This is a genomic window from Pseudoalteromonas sp. SR41-8, assembly GCF_014163915.1.
Taxonomy (GTDB): Bacteria; Pseudomonadota; Gammaproteobacteria; order Enterobacterales; family Alteromonadaceae; genus Pseudoalteromonas; species Pseudoalteromonas rhizosphaerae.
On record NZ_JACJEE010000041.1, the window covers coordinates 1 to 19,925 of the forward strand.

Annotated in this window: 13 protein-coding genes; 9 read left to right on the top strand and 4 right to left on the bottom strand. The window is 40.4% G+C overall.

What is annotated here, in order from left to right; genetic code table 11:
* The first annotated feature begins 139 nt into the window (after nucleotides 1-139).
* A complete protein-coding gene (locus tag H5162_RS19120; RefSeq protein ID WP_182779306.1) occupies nucleotides 140-730 on the top strand; it encodes a hypothetical protein in 591 nt (196 codons plus the stop codon).
* A gap of 218 nt (nucleotides 731-948) precedes the next feature.
* Here H5162_RS19120 and H5162_RS19125 read toward each other — a convergent pair whose 3' ends face one another.
* Nucleotides 949-2,154: a hypothetical protein gene (locus H5162_RS19125; RefSeq protein ID WP_182779307.1), complete on the bottom strand. Its 1,206-nt coding sequence runs from the start codon at nucleotides 2,152-2,154 to the stop codon at nucleotides 949-951.
* Nucleotides 2,155-3,011: 857 nt separating this feature from the next.
* Here H5162_RS19125 and H5162_RS19130 point away from each other — a divergent pair.
* On the top strand, nucleotides 3,012-4,382 hold the full coding sequence (locus tag H5162_RS19130; protein ID WP_182779308.1) for a serine hydrolase: 1,371 nt from the start codon (nucleotides 3,012-3,014) through the stop codon (nucleotides 4,380-4,382).
* A 254-nt stretch (nucleotides 4,383-4,636) separates the two neighbouring features.
* On the opposite strand, the gene H5162_RS19135 is transcribed toward H5162_RS19130, so the two are convergent.
* Both H5162_RS19135 and gltB read right to left on the bottom strand, forming a co-directional pair.
* The gene (locus H5162_RS19135; RefSeq protein ID WP_182719477.1) at nucleotides 4,637-6,052 is read right to left on the bottom strand and encodes an FAD-dependent oxidoreductase; all 1,416 of its coding nucleotides are present in this window, start codon (nucleotides 6,050-6,052) and stop codon (nucleotides 4,637-4,639) included.
* A gap of 9 nt (nucleotides 6,053-6,061) precedes the next feature.
* A complete protein-coding gene (gene gltB / locus H5162_RS19140) occupies nucleotides 6,062-10,519 on the bottom strand; it encodes a glutamate synthase large subunit (protein ID WP_145242134.1) in 4,458 nt (1,485 codons plus the stop codon).
* Nucleotides 10,520-11,310: 791 nt separating this feature from the next.
* Between gltB and H5162_RS19145 the strand changes: the two genes are divergently transcribed.
* From H5162_RS19145 to H5162_RS19170, 6 genes are all read left to right on the top strand, one after another.
* Nucleotides 11,311-12,564, top strand: coding sequence for an efflux RND transporter periplasmic adaptor subunit (locus tag H5162_RS19145; protein WP_145242136.1), 1,254 nt, complete (start codon nucleotides 11,311-11,313; stop codon nucleotides 12,562-12,564).
* A gap of 27 nt (nucleotides 12,565-12,591) precedes the next feature.
* Nucleotides 12,592-13,302 (top strand): ABC transporter ATP-binding protein, encoded by a 711-nt coding sequence (locus tag H5162_RS19150; protein ID WP_182731947.1) that lies wholly within the window; start codon nucleotides 12,592-12,594, stop codon nucleotides 13,300-13,302.
* 3 nt (nucleotides 13,303-13,305) lie between these two features.
* Complete coding sequence (locus H5162_RS19155; RefSeq protein WP_182779309.1) at nucleotides 13,306-14,619, top strand: ABC transporter permease; 1,314 nt, start codon at nucleotides 13,306-13,308, stop codon at nucleotides 14,617-14,619.
* Nucleotides 14,620-14,630: 11 nt separating this feature from the next.
* A complete protein-coding gene (locus H5162_RS19160; protein WP_182779310.1) occupies nucleotides 14,631-15,839 on the top strand; it encodes an ABC transporter permease in 1,209 nt (402 codons plus the stop codon).
* 83 nt (nucleotides 15,840-15,922) lie between these two features.
* A complete protein-coding gene (locus tag H5162_RS19165) occupies nucleotides 15,923-17,251 on the top strand; it encodes a sigma-54 dependent transcriptional regulator (protein ID WP_145242142.1) in 1,329 nt (442 codons plus the stop codon).
* Complete coding sequence (locus H5162_RS19170; protein ID WP_182779311.1) at nucleotides 17,251-18,591, top strand: PAS domain-containing sensor histidine kinase; 1,341 nt, start codon at nucleotides 17,251-17,253, stop codon at nucleotides 18,589-18,591. The genes H5162_RS19165 and H5162_RS19170 overlap by 1 nt, the downstream gene beginning before the upstream one ends.
* A 29-nt stretch (nucleotides 18,592-18,620) precedes the next feature.
* On the opposite strand, the gene H5162_RS19175 is transcribed toward H5162_RS19170, so the two are convergent.
* The gene (locus H5162_RS19175; RefSeq protein WP_064665960.1) at nucleotides 18,621-18,959 is read right to left on the bottom strand and encodes a Grx4 family monothiol glutaredoxin; all 339 of its coding nucleotides are present in this window, start codon (nucleotides 18,957-18,959) and stop codon (nucleotides 18,621-18,623) included.
* A 276-nt stretch (nucleotides 18,960-19,235) separates the two neighbouring features.
* Between H5162_RS19175 and H5162_RS19180 the strand changes: the two genes are divergently transcribed.
* Nucleotides 19,236-19,817: a superoxide dismutase gene (locus H5162_RS19180; protein ID WP_145242146.1), complete on the top strand. Its 582-nt coding sequence runs from the start codon at nucleotides 19,236-19,238 to the stop codon at nucleotides 19,815-19,817.
* Nucleotides 19,818-19,925 lie beyond the last annotated feature (108 nt).

The following is a 19,925-nucleotide window of genomic DNA, read 5'->3' on the forward strand; positions in this document are numbered from 1 at the left end:
GCAAATCCTCTTTTTATATTTTACGTAAAATCGAAGTAACCGATTGAATCAAAATAGGAACTCGGCTATGGTTAATGCATCAATAAAAATAAATTAAAAACGAGTTATTCTACAGCCTCGTTATGTAACTGGAGTGTATTTGAATATCGAAGAGTTTGAGAAAACAACATCTGAATTAGTAAGTGATATTCAAATGTTATCGATGCATTGGGATTTACTCTTAAAACTAGATGCCGAAATCATTTCTTCTCCTAGCAAGTTTTCTAAAAGTGAACACTTTTGGTCAATGACGTTTAATGCTCACTTAACATCGGTAAGAATTATTTTATCAAGAGTTTACGATACTAATGAAAGAGTACTATCTATTAAAACATGGCTTGAAATAGTTAAAGCAGAACTAAATAATTTTAAGTTTATGATCGAACCTTCCTGTAATTTAAGTGAATTAGTTATTCAAAATATTAATTACAGCGACCCAAAAACTAACAATTTAGTCCATGTACTTATTAACCAGTTACGTAACAATGGAATTGCTCATACCAACATGAAAAAGGCAAGTTCAGGTATTAATGTTTTTAAAGAATGGGAATTAACACAATCTGATTACCAAGAGTTGATAACTCAAGCTCAAGAAATTATAAACAATTATATTCCATATATACTAGGGTATAAAGTCAGTTATAATAGTCTGCACAAAGATGATTATAAAAATATAACTAACCTACTTTAATAAAGTTACATAACAAGAGTCTAAGGTTGCGACAGTCCGCTTATGGCACTTTTGCGAAGTTCGGCTGTGAGCGAGAAGCAAACGGTCGATCAAACTCATTTTTGGACAATTCCGAATTAGGATTTTCGCGCTAAATGTAATTTTAAGGTTCATATTTCTATGGCTAATACCCAGTGTTGCGAGTCATTTTGAACTGATTGTTATATTCTTTTTTTAAGTTATCGACTTTCAAATATAGGTACATCCGTAACCCCAAAGCCATCGACAAAGTGTTTAGGAAAAAGAACACCCGCCCTACCCGTTTTTTCATTCCAACCAGGATTTTGAGTGTCCAGAAACTGTCGTACTATTTGATCGGTTGGTTCATCTAAACAAATTAGAACGTAAGCAATAAAATCTTGAACCGTTTGGTAATCTTCAAGCGCTTGTTCAGGGGAAGAAATGCTTAGTGACGCAGTATGCATCTGAGTAAACATATCTTTGAACTCAGCAAAGATAGGCGTATTTTCTTGAAAATAGCATATGTCATATACCGACTTTTTAGGGTCAATATTACCATGCAGGAGATCATTCCGCTTGTTAAATAGCGAATGTAATTTCTTACATGAGTCTACATTGTTGTAATCTATAGGGTGAGTGAAGCCACTACAGTTTCGATGTAGCTGCTTAATTCGTATATCTATATTCTGCCTTACAATATTCTCATATAGACGCTGATCTTTTCTAACATCGCTATCCGCAAGCAAAAATATCAAAGTATTTACGAAAGACTCAGCATACACTGGAGCGAGCATTCTGATGCCAAATGCTAAAGATGTTGCTTGAACATAACGTGCAGATAGTTCTTCAAATACATCCTTATTTTCCGGACGAACCTTCCCTTCTGCGGGGCAACTATCAAGTTCTAGTGCTTCAAGAGCACTAACTTGATATTCGATCATAGATTTATTGTGATAAAAAGGGTTAGCAAATAAACTCCACTTTTCTAACGTCGATCTAAATTGACTAATCTCTTTTTTGTAGTTCATAAAGTCTTGCTTTATGTCACTTAGGAAAGAGTCTAATGCATATTGATGATCTAAAAATTTAAAAGCATGCATTACCTCAATTCTGTAGTTCGTGCACATTATATCTATAGTTTTGTTTTCATAGTGAAGCGTATAATGCCAATGAAACAAATTATCACTATGCTGGTTTTTAAATAAGTTTTGCATCCCGTTTGGAGCGCCAAAACGTGCATTGAGATAACAATAAATATCTACAGGCTTTACATTCTTTATCAGAAACCATAATGCAATCCCTCCTTGAGCTGAACTTTCACAGACACTAGTTTGAACTGTCCCTGCTTCTTTCAAGTCGAGATACTCTTTGGCAAGCTCTTTTGTAGGTTTACACTCAAATCTAGATATATCAAACTTATCCATTATTGCCTCGGAGAATATAACAGCGTATTACCGAGAATTCCCGTTAACACTCAATGTGTCAATTTCCAGAATTATCAAAATACGACTTTTATTAATTTAATTATTAATAACTTACACATAGCCTAAAGGAATTACAATTGCTTAGACTCTCCTATAACCGAGAATTTACTTATTCGAGAATAGGTAAAATTACATTACGAGGACACGCATAAAAAATAGTTTTAAAATTAGCAACTTAAATGTTTATGAAAATTTTAACGAGAAGCCAATTATATTAGATAACGAGAATTGATTATTTATTCATTAACACTTTGAATGCCTGCTTTGCTCAAAGCAGCCATTAGAGGATTTAGCCTAACTTGTTTTGGGGCAGAAGCGAGTTACGCCTCAAGGTCCGCTCATGGCACTCAGCTGATAGTCAACAGCGAGCTGATCTGGCCCCAATAAAGTAGACATTGAGTGGCTAGTTTATTTAACTCGTATCATCTAAGTAATATATAAGAAACTTTTCTAGTTTTTATATAAGCAACTTTTCTAGTTTTTATATAAAAACAAACTCCCCTTCTAATAATACTTATAATTAGCAATAACTTACCATTTTACTATTAATAGAAAATACTAAAATAAGAACGCTACCACGTTAAGATAAAAAATGACCTCTGATAAAGCTATTACATTCACTTGGCCATTATGAGCAAATATTACTTCATTAAAATATTAAATAAGTTATTGAATAATAATGGTTTGCTTTATTAAATTGCAAACAACTGTTAGCTATGCGACAGTATTGATTACAGCTGTAATCGGTGTGTGTTTTTTATTTACAGGTTTGTTAGATGATTAAGGGAACATAGTTTATGGGAAAAAATATATTTTTTTGTCTTTGTGTAGGAATGTATGGAATAAAAGCTGTTGCACAACAACACAACTTTGCTGAATTAATGCAGTGCCATAACTCTTCAAAAGCCCCTGGCATGGTTGTTAGGTTAGAACAGTCAGGTAAACATATTTATAGTGGTGCGGTTGGTTTGGCAAATATTGACACTGAGAGACCTCTCAATGTAGATGATATATTTCAAATAGGTTCTGTAACGAAAACATTTACTGCTGCAGCAATCTTGAAACTATCGGAAGAAAAAAAACTATCGTTACAAGATACATTAGCGAAATTTATTCCTGATATTAACCCTGAATTTAGGTATTTAACGATTGATAGAATTTTAAGCCATACTTCTGGTCTACCAGATTACTTAGGGGACCCTTCAGTAAGTAAAATTTATGATAAATATGCTTCTATTGATCAAGTTATACAAAGTATAAGTAAACAACCTCTTAACTCAGAGCCTGGTAAAAAATATAGTTATTCAAATTTGGGTTACGTCTTTCTGGGAAAAGTCATTGAAATTGCTTCTAACACTCCATATGACCAGTTCATGTCAAACACATTTTTTAAACCTCTGAAAATGGATAATACTTTTGTTATTACTAAAGGTACATCTGCTGGGAAAATAAACGGCTACACTACTAGTCGTAATGAGCCTAAAAAGTATATTAATCCGGAAGATTCAACTGAAAGGCGATGGAATGTTGATCGTAGTTGGATCTATTCTGCGGGCGCTATTGCTTCTACACTTGCTGATATGCACCTTTGGCAGAATGCATTAAAGTCAGGGCATGTAATTTCAAAAGAAAGCTATAAACTAATGACCTCCAAGGCATTATTAAATAATAATGCGCATGTGAATTATGGATATGGCTTAGATATATACAAAATAAGTGGATTAGATAGCTTTAGCCACCAAGGTCAGGTTCCCGGATTTTTTGCTTGGCATGTCTATTTCCCAAATGAAGATTTAACCGCTACAGCGTTAACCAACATCGACACAAAACACCCTGGTCCCGCTTTATTAGACATGGTAGCACTACAATTAAATTTATCCCCTAAGCCAGTAAATAGTCAAAAAGCAAAGGCTATAGCTGCATCTTTAGTTGGAAGTTATCGTTCTTCCGATTCGAAAATTTTAAAAATCTCGTTTGAAAAAGGTACACTTTACTCTCAATATGAAGGTGAGAATAAAATAAAAATCATACCCCGGGAAAACAACTCGTACTCTTATGAGTGTACTGAAAATTACTTTCAGCTTAGAGAAAACAATGGGAAACATGAAATCGTCCCAGTGTATTTATATCAAGGTGAGCAAGAAGCACTTGTTAAATTAGAATTATGAAAAATAGGCTAAGGTTATCAACGGCTGCTCATAGCACATTTAACAAAACCGATAATGCAAAGCCTTGATGCAGACTGATAGGCTATTTTTTCGTTGGGTTTAGTTATCCCCTACCTACGTTGCTTAATTTAACACCGCGCAAACTTTAAGCTTATGGCTTAAATTTTACGACTTAGCGCTTACAACTCTACTATCCAATCCATAAAAAAAGCAAGCCAATCGGCTTGCTCTTTACTCTTTGACCCGTAAAAGTCTTACACTTTCAAGTAGTCCATGATCCCTTCGGCGGCGTTACGCCCTTCGAAGATTGCGGTGACTACTAAATCTGAGCCGCGCACTATATCGCCACCAGCAAAGATTTTAGGGTTAGTTGTTTGATGGGTAAATTCACCTTGCTCTGGTGCGTTAATGCCGCCCCAGTGGTTTATTTCTACATCGTACTTTTCTAACCAATCCATTTTGTGTGGTTTGAAACCAAACGCCATGAGTACTTGGTCGGCTTCAATCACATGCTCAGAACCCGGGATCACTTCAGCTCTGCTTCGGCCTTTTTCATCTGGTTCACCCATTTGGGTTTTCACCATTTGTACGCCTGCAACATGGCCGTTGTCGTTTAGTACGATACCGGTTGGTTGCACGTTAAAAGTAAATTCAACGCCCTCTTCTTTGGCGTTTTTCACTTCACGTCTTGAACCTGGCATGTTTTCTTCATCACGACGATAAGCACAGATTACTTTTGCCGCACCTTGACGAATTGAGGTACGTACACAGTCCATCGCGGTATCACCACCACCAAGTACCACAACCTTTTGGTTAGCCATATCAAGATAAGCTTGATTAGACTCATCATAGCCCATTACGCGGTTGGTATTACCGATTAAGAACGGTAATGCATCATGTACACCTGGTGCATCTTCGTTTTCAAGGCCAGCACGCATGCTTTGATAAGTCCCCACTCCCAAAAATACTGCGTCGTATTCGGCCAATATTTCATCCATAGTGATATCAACACCGACTTCAGTGTTAAGTTTAAACTCAACCCCCATTTCGGTGAAAATTTCACGACGTTTTTGCATGACTTGTTTTTCAAGTTTGAACGATGGAATACCAAAAGTAAGCAAGCCACCAATTTCTGGATGACGGTCAAATACCACTGGTTTTACACCATTACGCACTAGAATATCAGCGCAACCTAGGCCTGCAGGGCCGGCACCGATGATAGCTACTTTTTTATCGGTCCATACCACGTACGACATATCAGGCTTCCAGCCCATTTTAAATGCAGTATCAGTAATATATTTTTCAATATTACCGATTGTTACTGCACCAAACTCTTCGTCTAATGTACATGAACCTTCACACAAACGATCTTGCGGGCACACCCGGCCACACACTTCTGGTAAACTATTTGTGCGGTGTGATAGCTCCGCAGCTTCAAGAATACGGCCAGTACGAATTAACTTTAACCACTGTGGGATATAGTTATGCACTGGGCATTTCCATTCACAATACGGGTTACCACAATCTAGGCAGCGGTCCGCTTGTGAGTTTACTTGCTTCTCTGAAAAGGGTTCGTAAATTTCAACAAATGATTTTTTACGTGACGAAATTGGCTTTTTGCGGGGATCAACCCGCTGCACGTCTATAAATTGATATACATTCTCGCTCATACTACCCCCTTACTGTGCTTGAACACGAAGTTCAGCACTACTACGAGCGCGATGCCCGAGTAAACTTTTCACATCACTTGATTTTGGCTTAACTAGTTTGAATTTTGGTAAATACGTTTCAAAACTGGCTAAAATAGTTTCTGCACGGCTTGAGCCTGTTAGTTCTAAATGCTCAGCAATTAGACCACGCAAATGCTCTTGGTGTGACGCTAGCTCATCTAACAGCACCACTTCGACTAGCTCTGGATTGATGCGTTTTTCAAAGTCATTACGCTCATCCAAAATATAGGCAAAGCCACCGGTCATACCTGCACCAAAGTTCACGCCTACATTGCCCAGCACGCAAACTACGCCACCGGTCATGTACTCACAGCCATTATCACCTACGCCTTCAACAACCGCTTGCACGCCTGAGTTACGAACCGCAAAACGCTCTCCAGCACAACCTGCAGCAAACAGCTTGCCACCCGTTGCACCATATAAACAGGTATTACCTGCGATGGTCGCTTTGTGACTTTCAAATGACGAACCCAGTGGTGGGCGAATAACCAGCTTACCGCCCGCCATGCCTTTGCCTACGTAATCGTTAGCATCGCCGACTAGGGTCATTTCTAGGCCACCAGCATTCCATACACCAAATGATTGACCAGCGGTTCCGTGTAACTCAATCGAGACAGGATCAGCTGCCATGCCTTGATTGCCATGCTTATCGGCTATATAACCCGATAACATCGCGCCCACTGAACGGTCAGTGTTACAAATACGGCTGACCAGTGAAATACCGCTGCTCTCATCAATTGCTTGTTGAGCTTTAGCAAGTAAGGTTTCATTCAACTTACCTAAATAATGTGACGTATTAGGTGCGCTGCAGTATAAGGTTTCACCAGTTGGGTTATTCGGCTGTGCAATCACTGACGATAAGTCAATTTTTTGCTGCTTTGCCGTTTTACCTTCAATCGCTTCGAGTAAATCAAGACGACCGATTAAGTCTGTTAGCTTGGCAACCCCTAGGCTTGCCATAATTTCACGGGCTTCTTGAGCAATAAACTTAAAGTAGTTCATCGCCATTTCTGGTAGGCCATGGAAATGTTTTTGACGCAATGTTTCGTCTTGCGTTGCTACACCGGTTGCACAGTTATTTAGGTGGCAAATACGCAGATACTTACAACCAAGCGCAACCATAGGACCCGTACCAAAACCAAAGCTCTCTGCACCTAAAATAGCTGCTTTGATGATATCAAGGCCGGTTTTTAAACCACCATCAGTTTGCAAACGAATACGATGACGTAAACCGTTTTCAACCAGCGCTTGTTGTGTTTCAGCAAGACCAAGCTCCCACGGGCTACCCGCATATTTAACCGACGTTAGCGGACTTGCGCCAGTACCGCCGTCATAGCCTGAAATAGTAATTAAATCAGCATATGCTTTAGCAACACCAGTGGCGATTGTGCCCACACCTGGCTCTGATACTAGTTTTACTGAGATCAACGCTTTAGGGTTTACTTGTTTTAAATCGAAAATAAGCTGAGCTAAATCTTCAATCGAATAAATATCGTGATGCGGTGGTGGCGAAATTAAGGTCACACCCGGTACCGAGTAACGAAGCTTAGCAATATACGGGGTTACTTTTTCGCCCGGCAATTGCCCGCCTTCACCTGGTTTTGCACCTTGCGCTACTTTAATTTGAATAACGTCAGCACTGCGTAAATAATGTGGTGTTACCCCAAAACGACCTGACGCAACTTGCTTGATACGTGAATTTTTCTCGGTACCATAGCGTAGTTTGTCTTCGCCGCCTTCACCTGAATTTGAACAGCCACCTAAGCGGTTCATCGCAATTGCAAGCGCTTCATGCGCCTCTGGCGATAATGCACCGATACTCATTGCCGCCGAGTCAAAACGCTTATATAGCTCAGTTGCTGGCTCAACATCATCAATACTGATCCCTTCTGCTGGCAGTTTCAGTGCAAGCATGTCACGTAATGTGGCAATTGGGCGCTTATTAACAAGATCTGCGTATACGCTGTAATCAGAATATTCGCCTGAGCGCACCGCTTTTTGTAGCGTTTGAATAACATCTGGGTTGTACGCGTGATACTCGCCGTCATGCACATACTTTAATAAGCCACCATGGCTGAGTAATTTACGTTTACTTAAAGCCAAAGTATGTAACTTGCGTTGGTCATCATCAAAATCAGTAAAACACGCGCCTTTAATGCGACTTGCCACACCATTAAAACAGGTATCAACAATTGCATCCGACAAACCAACTGCTTCAAACAACATTGAACAACGATACGATGCCACGGTACTAATGCCCATTTTTGACATGATCTTGTACAAGCCTTTGTTGATTGCATTACGATAAGCAAGCGTAACTTGGCAATAGCTCTTGTTGATCACTTTAGAGTCGCTCATCGCAACCAGTGATTCATATGCTAAGTACGGGTAAATTGCCGTTGCACCAAAACCAATTAATACCGCAAATTGATGCGCGTCACGGACACTACCTGTTTCAATGATGATATTTGATTCACAACGTAAATTGTTATCAACTAAACGCTTTTGTACCGCTCCAACAGCCATAGCGGCAGGAATTGGTAACTTATTCTCATCAAAATTACGGTCACTTAAAAACAACATGACACAGCCACCAGCTGCTTTTTCTTGCGCTTCGTCACAAATACGGATTACTGCATCACCAAGGCCTTCTTCTTTGCTGTAGGTGATATCGATTTTGCAATAGCTGTAATGAGCCTGATCAGCGCTCAATAATTGTTGCATGTCTGCATACATTAGGATTGGCGTATCAAACTGTAGGCGCTTAGCGTGGCCGGTGGTCTCGTTAAACACGTTTTGCTCACTACCGATACAGGTCGCCAGCGACATTACATGGTTTTCACGCAGTGGATCGATTGGCGGGTTAGTTACTTGCGCAAACTTTTGACGGAAGTAATCAAACAATGAACGGTTACCTTCAGAAAGCACTGCAAATGGCGTGTCATCCCCCATAGAACCGGTTGCTTCTTGACCAATTTCACCCATTACGCGAATAACGCTATCAAGTTCTTCATTGGTGTAACCAAACATTTTTTGATATTTCAGTAATGTTTCATCATCAAATGAACGGTTGCCCGCATCTTGCTCTGATAGCTGCTCAAACGGCGTTAAGCGCTTAACATTGGCCTCAAGCCATGCTTTATATGGATGGCGAGATTTAAGATCGCGATCAATTTCGTCTGAGTGCCAAATTTTACCTAACTGAGTATCAATAACTAATAGCTCACCAGGGCCAACGCGGCCTTTCTCAACCACTTCATCCGCAGTGTAATCCCAAATACCCACTTCAGAAGCTAGGGTAATAAAGCCATCTTGAGTGATCACATAACGTGCAGGACGCAGACCATTACGGTCCAAGTTACACGCAGCAAAACGCCCATCAGACATCACAATACCAGCTGGGCCATCCCATGGTTCCATGTGCATAGAGTTAAAGTCGTAAAATGCACGTAAGTCATCATCCATCGCACGGTTTTTCTGCCATGCAGGTGGTACTAGCATTCGCATAGCACGAAATAAATCCATGCCACCAGCTAAAAACAACTCAAGCATATTATCTAGGCTTGATGAATCTGAGCCGGTTTCATTGACAAATGGTGCTGCTGATTGCAAATCTGGAATAAGCGGCGATGCAAACTTATATGAACGAGCACGAGCCCACTGGCGGTTACCTTGTATGGTGTTGATTTCACCGTTATGCGCTAAATAGCGGAACGGCTGAGCCAAAGGCCAACGCGGTTGTGTATTAGTTGAAAAACGTTGGTGAAATACACAAATTGCGCTGGTCATGCGGATATCGGCTAAATCTAAATAGAAGTTAGGCAAATCCACCGGCATCATTAAGCCTTTGTAGATAGTTACTAACCCTGACAAGCTGGCAATGTAAAAGCCTTCATCTTCGCTTAAACGCTTTTCAGCACGACGGCGCGCAACGTATAAACGACGCTCTAAATCTTTTGGGCGCCAGCCTTCTGGTGCATTAACAAAAATCTGTTCAAATTTAGGTAACTGCTTTATTGCAATTGGCCCTAAACATGATTCATCTGTTGGCACAATTCGCCAACCTTGAATATTGAGGGTTTCTTTTTCGAGTTCTTCACTCAATATATCTTTTGCAGCTTGCGCAAGTACTGGATCTGAGTTTAGGAAAATCATGCCAACGGCATAATTTTTACCCAAGTGCCAATTTTTTTCAGCGGCAATAGCACGAAAAAAGCTATCTGGCTTTTGTAATAATAAGCCACAGCCATCGCCTGTTTTACCATCGGCAGAAATACCACCACGGTGTTCCATACGGTCTAAGCCAGTGATCGCTGTTCGAATTAAACGATGACTTGCCTGACCATTAACTTGGGCTATTAAGCCAAAGCCACAATTATCTTTTTCTAATTTTGAGTCGTATAACATAGACCCCTCCCCTTGCTACAACAGCTAGCTATGAATGACCTTCTCGACGGTTTGCTAGCAGACAGTCAAAACTATCGCCAATTGTACATTGAGTCAATAGCGCTTTGAATACATATTCACATTCTTGAATATTTCTCACCACAACACAATCTTTTTATTTCATGCCTATTTTTAACATTTAGCGATATTTTACCCGTTATTTTTTTATGACACTGGTGTCATATTTAACAAGTTGTAAAATAACCGCTCTACAAACCTGCAGTTTACGTTAACGTAAACCAGAGTAAAAATGAATAAATATTCACTGAGTTATGTAGCGAAAATAAATGCTTTCTTTTTTATTGAATCTCTTTGCTGTCGTTCAAGGTCGATACCACAGTGCACATTAGAGTAAATACTCTTTCCAGTGTCTTTTTATGGGTAAATTTAAAGCCACTAATTAATGCATAATTATCATCACAACAGTCACATTTTGCATAATTTACGCTAATTAGTAAGTTTTTAGCTTGCTCACCCTGTTGACGCCTGCGGCAGCTTCTTAGCCGCCATAGTAAAGTGTCCGCAGCGGACACAATTTATGTCCGCGGACACCAAATAATTTAAAAATAAATAATTATTTCATTAAAATCATGACATTAAATAGTGGCATGATATTCGAATAAACATTAAAAGATAATTACAGGACACAACTTATGTTTATTCTCAGTTTATTTTTAGTTTCACCAATCACTGTCTTAGTAGTGAGCTTGATGATCACTTACTGCGAGAATAGACATAGCTAAGGATCACTCATGATAAAAGATACCAGCGGACAAGATGTAAGTATTACGCAAAGACGTAGTTACAAAAAACCATTAATAGTACTGGCGCTATCACTTGCTGTACTTGCTTTATGTGCACAAGCATTTATGGGTAACAATCAAGGCAGTATTTCTGTTGAGCGGGCTTCTTTACAGATTGCTACCGTTAATATTAGTCGTTTAGTACGTGATGTAGCCGCCAGCGGTAAAATTGTTGCTGCAAATGCTCCCAAGGTTTATAGCCCAGAACGTGGCTATGTGGATTTACAAGTTAAAGCCGGTGATAAAGTAAATAAAGATGACATTATTGCTTTAGTCGATAGCCCAGAACTCAATAATGAACTAAAACAGCAACAATCGGTGTTAGCCCGCCTTGATGGTGAATTACAACGTAAGCACTTAGAAGCACGCCGACAAAAGTTAAGCTTAACCAAAACGCTTGATCTCGCCCAAGTAGAGCTCAATGCAGCAGACAGGGAAAATCGCCGTGCTAAGCTTTCTATCGAAAAAAACTTGATCAGCCAAATTGATTTAGAAAAAGCAGTTGATGATCTTGCCCGTGCCAAGCTTTCTTACAAACACGCTCAACAAGAAGTTGAACTTGCTAAAGATACACTCGCATTTGAACTCAAAGCTGCAGAGCGCGATCTCGCTCGCCAACAACTGATCGTTGATGATTTAAATCGCCAAGTCAGAAACTTAACTATTAAAGCCAGCGTCACCGGCATTGTTGGTAACCTGCTTGTACAACAAAAAGAAGCCGTTACCCAAAGTCAGCCGTTAATGACGCTGGTTGATTTAAGTAATTTTGAAGCACAACTGCAAGTACCTGAAAGTTACGCCAACGAACTCGGTTTAGGAATGGAAGTTGAGCTCACACTCGGGGCAAAAAAAGTGACTGGTGTGTTGTCGGCAATTTCGCCGGAAGTTAACAATCGTGAAGTAACTACTCGAGTACGCTTTGACGAAGAGCTAAAAGGCATTCGCCAAAACCAGCGATTAACAGCGCGCATTTTATTAGAAAATCGTGATGACGTTTTACAAATCAAACGCGGTGCGTTTATGCAGCAAGGTGGTACGCAGGTTTACAAAGTTATCGGCGACACCGCACAACTGGTAAATATCACAACCGGGGCAAGCAGCATCAACGCAATAGAATTGCTACAAGGTGTTAGCTCAGGCGATCAGCTGATCATCTCCAGTTACGATAACTTTAAACAAGCGCCAACATTATTACTGAGATAAGAACAAACATATTACAAGGATCAACTCATGCTTAAAATGAACAATATTAGTAAACTGTATCAAACAGAAATGGTGCAAACCCATGCACTACGCGACTTTAATTTGCACGTAGATGAAGGTGAGTTTATTGCAGTAACTGGCCCTAGTGGCTCCGGGAAAACCACCTTTTTAAATATCGCAGGCATGTTAGAACCTTTTAGCAGTGGTGAATATCTGCTCGATGGTATTGATGTTGGCAAACTGAACGACAATCAACGGGCGGATTGTCGCAATCAAAAAATTGGTTTTATTTTCCAAGGCTTCAACCTGATCCCTGATTTAAATTTATATGAAAACATTGAAGTGCCACTGCGCTATCGAGGTATTAAAGCAAGCGAGCGTAAACGTCGTATTGAACAGTGCTTAGAACAAGTAGGTCTAGCTTCACGCGCTAAACATTTGCCGCAGCAGTTATCAGGTGGTCAACAGCAACGGGTAGCGATTGCCCGCGCCCTCGCCGGTGAGCCGCGCTTTTTATTAGCCGATGAACCAACAGGTAACCTAGACAGCTTAATGGCACGTCAAGTGATGGAGTTGCTGGAGCAAATTAACCGTGACGGCGCGACCATCATTATGGTGACTCATGACCCAGAACTTGCCCGCAGAGCACCTCGTAATATTCAAGTGGTTGATGGTCAACTTGCCGACTTTACCTTGTATCAAGGCGCGCAAAACCTAAAAAATGTGGCTGGAGTGTAACTTATGCTATTACATTACCTCGATTTAAGTTGGCGTAGTTTTAAGCGCACACCACTGGTAAGCATGTTAATGGTGCTAGCCATTGCTATTGGGATTGGTGTAACCATGACCAGTTTAAGCGTTTATCATATGATGTCGGCGGATCCTATTCCCGAAAAAAGCAATCAACTTTATACTGTGCAATTACAAACCATGGATGAAGGCCATACGTGGTGGACCGAGGATAACCTTCCTATGCAACTGACTTATCAAGATGCAGTCAATTTGCAGAATGCGCCGGTTCCTGAAAAAAAGGTCGCGATGATGCGTACTGGATTCTCAGTGTATCTAGATTCAGACAAAGTAAAGCCGTTTACCAGTAATGCACGGATGACTACGCCTGATTTTTTTAATATGTTTAATGTATCGTTTATTTACGGCGGTGAATGGAGTGAACAACAAGAGCAATCTGCCGCCCCTGTGGTGGTGATTTCAGAAGAACTCAACGATAAACTGTTTGCAGGAAACAACTCAATTGGCCAATTGATCTACTTAGATGATTACAGCTACGAAGTTGTTGGTGTGATCGCTGACTGGTCACTTAACCTTAAGTATTATGATTTAAATAATGGTGCATTTAATGAACCTGAAGAATTATTTTTACCATTTAGCTTAGTCAAAACCAAAGAGCTAACTAGTTGGGGCAACAGCAACGGTTGGAAACATGAGAATATCAATAGCTACGCCGATAGAATGCAATCGGAAATAGTTTGGATCCAATTTTGGGCGCAACTAGATAACGCGGAGCAAAAAGCAAACTACGAAAATTATCTTAATTCTTACATTCAAGAGCAAAAAAAGCGTGGCCGCTTTGCCCGAGAAAAACCCGAATATAAGCTACGTGATGTTAACCAATGGATGCAATACAACAATGTCGTTAGTGAAGACAATAAAATATTGGTCGGCTTAAGTTTTATGTTTTTAGCAGTGTGTTTAGCCAATATTCTTGGTTTATTGTTAGCTAAGTTTTTGCGTCGGGCACCGGAGGTAGGTGTGCGCCGAGCACTAGGCGCCAGTAAACGACAAGTGTTTTTACAACACCTTGTTGAAGTGGCTATGCTTGGATGTTTTGGCGGCCTAGTCGGTATCGTACTTGCGCAATTAGGTTTGTGGGCTGTTCGTCAAAGCTATGATTACTATTCATCAATCGCCACAATGGATATCACTATGTTACTCAGTGCACCTGTTATCGCTATTACAACCTGCATAGTAGCCGGGCTTTATCCTGCATGGCTAGTTTGCCGTACTAACCCTGCTATTTATCTTAAAAGCCAATAAGGAGCACACTAATGTTAGAGATCAAACCTATATTTCATGCTCTTTGCCGCTCAAAAGTCGGGGCAATATTACTCTTAATTCAAATTGCCATAACCACCGCAATCGTTAGTAATGCGGCATTTATTATCCAAGATAGAGTCGCTTTTTTAAATCAAGAAACCGGTTATCCAGAGCAAGACTTGTTTATGTTTAATGTGATGACGTTTGGTAAAGATATCGATTTAAGTCAACAGTTTGAATTAGACGAAGCGATGTTAAGAGCACTACCTGGGGTTGTAAATGCAGCACAAAGCAGCAGTATTCCCCTATCCGGTAGTGGCAGTGCATCAAGCTTTAATTTGAAACCGGCTCCTCAAGAAAGTAAAAGTATCCGTAGTTCTTATATTTTCATTGATGAGCATGGTTTAGACACTTATGGTGTAAAACTAATTGCAGGGCGCAACTTTACAGAGGATGAAGTAACAATCACTAATTCACCTACTGAGAGAACTACCAATGTTACTGTTGTCACGCAAGCTTTACTCGATGAACTTTTTCCTGAAGGTGATGGCCTCGGCAAAACAATTTATTTTGGCGATTTGCCTTTGACGATTATCGGTGTGGCAGATCATATGAAGAGCCCTTGGCTTAAAGATAGTCACCCAAATAATGTTGCGCTGATCCCTTATATTCAAGGCAAAACTTACGCACAATTTGCAGTCAGAACCAAGCCTGGTCAACGTGCAGCTGTGATGAAGCAAATCGAAACCGCGATGCTAAATAATTACAATAAACGGGTGATCAACAATATCAATGGCTTAGATCAACTTAAAGACGAATATGTTGCAGCAGACAAATTGATGATGCGTATGCTGATTGTGCTCATCACGATATTAGTACTGGTAACTGCATTGGGGATTTTTGGCTTAACCTTATTTAATATCAGCAAACGCACCAAGCAAATAGGCACTCGCCGTGCATTAGGAGCCAGAAAATCAGCCATTATTAACTACTTTTTAGTTGAAAATGCGATGATCTGCTGCGTGGGGTTGCTCCTTGGCATTATTGCGGCGCTGTTACTTGGTCAATTATTAATGCAGCACTTTTCAATTGCCGCACTGCCGCCGAGCTATATCGCAGGCACTGCCATTATGGTGTTTGTTATGAGCTTACTTGCCGTGTTTGGCCCTGCAAAACGTGCCGCCAACATATCACCGAGTATCGCCACGCGAACAATATAAAGCAGCTCCCAACCTATGCTACACTGGTTTAATACCGTGTAGCATTTTGAAATAAAGATAACAAAAACAGCGATTAAATTCACATGGAAAAAATACTTATTGTCGATGACAACCCTGCCATATTAGAAGCCTTGTCATTACTGTTAGAAATTCATGACTATCAGGTTGTGACTGCAAAAACGCAGCTTGAAGCCTTACAAATAGTGCAATACCAACGTATCGCGCTGGTTATTCAAGATATGAATTTTAGTAATGACACCACCTCTGGCGAAGAAGGTAAAGCGTTGTTTTATCAACTAAGAGCTCTCAACCCGCACTTACCGATTATTTTGATCACCGCGTGGACTGAACTGGCCAGCGCCATAGAGCTAGTCAAAGCCGGTGCCGCTGATTACTTACCTAAACCATGGGACGATAGCAAGCTCCTCACCTGTGTTAATAACTTAATCGAACTTGGCCAAGCAAAACAACAAAATGTAATGTATGCGCGCCACCAGCAAGAGCGAACATCAAGTTTAGCCGATGCCAACCTAGTTGGTTTAGTGTATCAAAGTACCGCCATGGAAAAAATTCTCAATATGGCAATACAAGTCGCTAAGTCAGATGTCTCTGTGCTAATAACAGGTGCAAATGGCAGTGGTAAAGAACGCATTGCACAGATTATTCAAGCCAATTCTCACTTAAACCATGCCCCGTTTTTGACCATCAATGCCGGAGCCCTGCCCCATGATTTAATTGAAGCCGAATTATTTGGCGCTGAAGCGGGTGCTTATACTGGCATCACCAAACAGCGAATTGGTCGCTTTGAGGCCGCTGATGGTGGTACGCTGTTTTTAGATGAAATTGGTAACCTGCCATTATCAGGGCAAATGAAACTACTGCGCGTGTTACAAACTGGTGAGTTTGAACGACTCGGTTCAACAAAAACACAAAAAGTAAATGTTCGGGTTATTTCAGCTACCAATGAAGATTTAAAAGCGGCCATTCATGCAGGTCGATTTAGAGAAGACTTATATTATCGCCTCAACGTGATTGAGCTAAATTTACCCAGTTTAGCGCAAAGACCAGATGACATTTTAGCGCTTGCTAAACACTTCTTAGGCGAACGCGAATTATCACTTACAACAGAGCAAGGATTACTCGCGCACAATTGGCCCGGCAACGTTCGTGAGCTAGAAAATGCCTGTAAACGCGCAGCCGTACTCAAACCTAATGGCGACATTACCCTCGATGATTTTGCTCTACAATCGCAACCGCTGCACACTAACTTTGCTAAACAAGAACCCAGTAGAGTAGAACTAGAACAAGCTATGCGTCAGCACCAAGGGGTGATCGCAAAAGTTGCCAGACAGTTTGGTTTAAGTCGTCAAGCACTGTACCGCCGTTTGCAGAAATTTGAGATTGATTACTAATGGAAAAAAATAAACCAGCACTGTCTTTCACCTGCAAAATAGTGCTGATATGTAACATCTCTGCACTTATTCCTGTTTGGCTCATCTGCTGGTTAACCCATTTAAGCTGGCCTTTACTACTTATAACAACGCTGCTCACATCGCTGCTGGCAAGTTATTTATCTTTTCGGCTCAGCCGCACTCTGGTGCAAGGCATACACTCACTTGAAACTGGTTTGCTTAATTTTAAAGACGGTGAATTAGCCACCTTACTAGCTTATAACGGCAACGATGAATTAGGCCGCTTGTGTCAATTGTATAATCAAACTGCAAAGCAATTACGCCAAGAGAAACAATGGCTCTATCAGCGCGAGCTGATGCTTGATAAAGTGCTACAAAGCTCTCCCCAAGCCGTTATTTTAAAAAATGATAAAGGCTTTATTGTTTATAGTAACTACAGTGCCCGAGACCTGTTTAATGCCAAAACAGCGCTTGAAGGGAGTCAGTTTGCACACCTGCTTGAAAATGCTCATCCACAGTTAAACAATGCTTTAACGCGCGGTAGCGATGGTTTATTTACGCTAGATACTGAAGACCAAGAATCTCAAGCGTGGCATTTATCAACCGGTAAGTTATTACTTAACAATCAATACCATTACTTATATGTCTTTAAACAACTCACCCGCGAACTTAGCCGTCAAGAAGTCGAGGTGTGGAAAAAGGTTATTCGGATCATCAGTCACGAACTTAATAACTCTCTGGGTCCCATGTCGTCAATGCTGCACAGCGGCCAGTTACTCAGTGAAAAAGTAGACGAACCCAGACTTAGCCGCGTGTTTGCTACCATTTCTGAACGCATCAAACATTTAAACGACTTTGTACAAGGCTATGGCAAATTTGCCAAACTGCCCACTCCTCAGCCAAGCGCAATTAATTGGCAAGTGTTGCTCACACAACTGCAAAATCAATGGTGTTTTATGCTCGATATAAGTAATGACGTGCATACACTGGCTGATCCGACTCAAGTCGAGCAGCTACTGATCAACTTAATAAAAAATGCTCACGAATCAGGCTCTGCAAGCGAACATATAAGTGTCACTGTTACACAGAATATTAAAGGCACACATATCAGTGTAAACGACCAAGGTAAAGGTATGAGTGAGCAAGTGATGGCCAATGCATTAATCCCATTTTATTCAACTAAAGTCGCTGGTAGTGGTTTGGGGTTAGCATTGTGCCGTGAAATAGTCGAAGCGCATCATGGTCAAATTAGCTTACACAATCGTAAGCACGGTGGGCTTAGTGTTCATGTCATTCTGCCCCACGGTCCTAACAAACAATCACAAAAAAGCCGCAATTAAGCGGCTTTTTGTTGATTTGCTGATAAACGTTACTCAGCGTCAGCTTCTTTATATTTAGCTGCTGTTTCGGTGATCAGTGGTTGTAATTCACCACGTTGAAACATTTCAATGATAATGTCACAACCACCAATTAATTCGCCATCAACCCACAGTTGTGGAAATGTTGGCCAATTGGCATATGCTGGTAATTCAGCTCGGATATCAGGATTTAGTAAAATATCAACATAGGCAAACGGTTCACCGCATGACATTAATGCTTGAGATGCTTGTGAAGAAAAACCACAATTTGGTAATTTAGGCGATCCTTTCATATAAAGGATAATTGGATTTTCAGAAATCTGCTGTTTAATTTTATCAATGGTTTCCATCTACAACCTCAAAAGTGACGATAGCTGAACATATTAAGGCTTGAAAAATTTTCATTAAGCCTCATATATGTATCTTAAAGTGGGCAAATAAAGCCGCAATCGAAATAGTCTTGCATTTGCACTGCTGTTTGGCATTGCTGTTTGCTAAAACTTGAGTAAAATACTCAACAATTATAGTAACACTATAATTTCATTTGGTATAGGTAACTACCCTGTTTGAACAGGCATTAACTATTACTATTTGAACTATCAACCAAAAGAAGATGGAGATAAAAAATGGCATTTGAACTACCGTCACTACCATATGCAATTAATGCACTTGAGCCACATATTTCACAAGAAACATTAGAGTTTCACCACGGCAAGCACCACAACACTTATGTGACTAAACTTAACGGTTTAATCCCAGGTACTGAATTTGAAGGTAAATCACTTGAAGAAATCGTATGTTCTTCTGAAGGTGGCGTATTTAACAATGCAGCACAGATCTGGAACCATACTTTTTACTGGAACAGCCTATCTCCAAATGGCGGTGGCGAAGCAACAGGCGCTGTTGCAGATGCTATCAATGCTAAATGGGGTTCTTTTGAAGCATTCCAAGCAGCTTTTGATGATAAAGCAGTAAACAACTTTGGTTCAAGCTGGACATGGTTAGTTAAATTAGCTGATGGTTCTTTAGACATCGTTAATACTTCTAACGCAGCAACGCCACTAACTCAAGACGGTGTAACACCGATCCTGACTGTGGACCTGTGGGAACATGCTTACTACATTGATTTCCGTAACGTTCGTCCAGACTACTTAAAAGCATTCTGGTCGCTTGTTAACTGGGAATTCGCGAACGCTAACTTCGCATAATTGATTGCTCGTTCTGAGCAAGCCCAATTTAAAAGACGCTCCGGCGTCTTTTTTGTTTTCTAACATAAATTTTTAATTTTATTGCACAAAAAATCAAATTCGTGACTA

Excerpts from the sequence above, each read along its gene's own strand:
- H5162_RS19125 (WP_182779307.1), bottom strand. The coding sequence starts at position 2,154 with ATGGATAAGTTTGATATATCTAGATTTGAGTGTAAACCTACAAAAGAG.
- H5162_RS19130 (WP_182779308.1), top strand. The coding sequence starts at position 3,012 with ATGGGAAAAAATATATTTTTTTGTCTTTGTGTAGGAATGTATGGAATA.
- H5162_RS19135 (WP_182719477.1), bottom strand. The coding sequence starts at position 6,052 with ATGAGCGAGAATGTATATCAATTTATAGACGTGCAGCGGGTTGATCCC.
- gltB (WP_145242134.1), bottom strand. The coding sequence starts at position 10,519 with ATGTTATACGACTCAAAATTAGAAAAAGATAATTGTGGCTTTGGCTTA.
- H5162_RS19145 (WP_145242136.1), top strand. The coding sequence starts at position 11,311 with ATGATAAAAGATACCAGCGGACAAGATGTAAGTATTACGCAAAGACGT.
- H5162_RS19150 (WP_182731947.1), top strand. The coding sequence starts at position 12,592 with ATGCTTAAAATGAACAATATTAGTAAACTGTATCAAACAGAAATGGTG.
- H5162_RS19155 (WP_182779309.1), top strand. The coding sequence starts at position 13,306 with ATGCTATTACATTACCTCGATTTAAGTTGGCGTAGTTTTAAGCGCACA.
- H5162_RS19160 (WP_182779310.1), top strand. The coding sequence starts at position 14,631 with ATGTTAGAGATCAAACCTATATTTCATGCTCTTTGCCGCTCAAAAGTC.
- H5162_RS19165 (WP_145242142.1), top strand. The coding sequence starts at position 15,923 with ATGGAAAAAATACTTATTGTCGATGACAACCCTGCCATATTAGAAGCC.
- H5162_RS19170 (WP_182779311.1), top strand. The coding sequence starts at position 17,251 with ATGGAAAAAAATAAACCAGCACTGTCTTTCACCTGCAAAATAGTGCTG.
- H5162_RS19175 (WP_064665960.1), bottom strand. The coding sequence starts at position 18,959 with ATGGAAACCATTGATAAAATTAAACAGCAGATTTCTGAAAATCCAATT.
- H5162_RS19180 (WP_145242146.1), top strand. The coding sequence starts at position 19,236 with ATGGCATTTGAACTACCGTCACTACCATATGCAATTAATGCACTTGAG.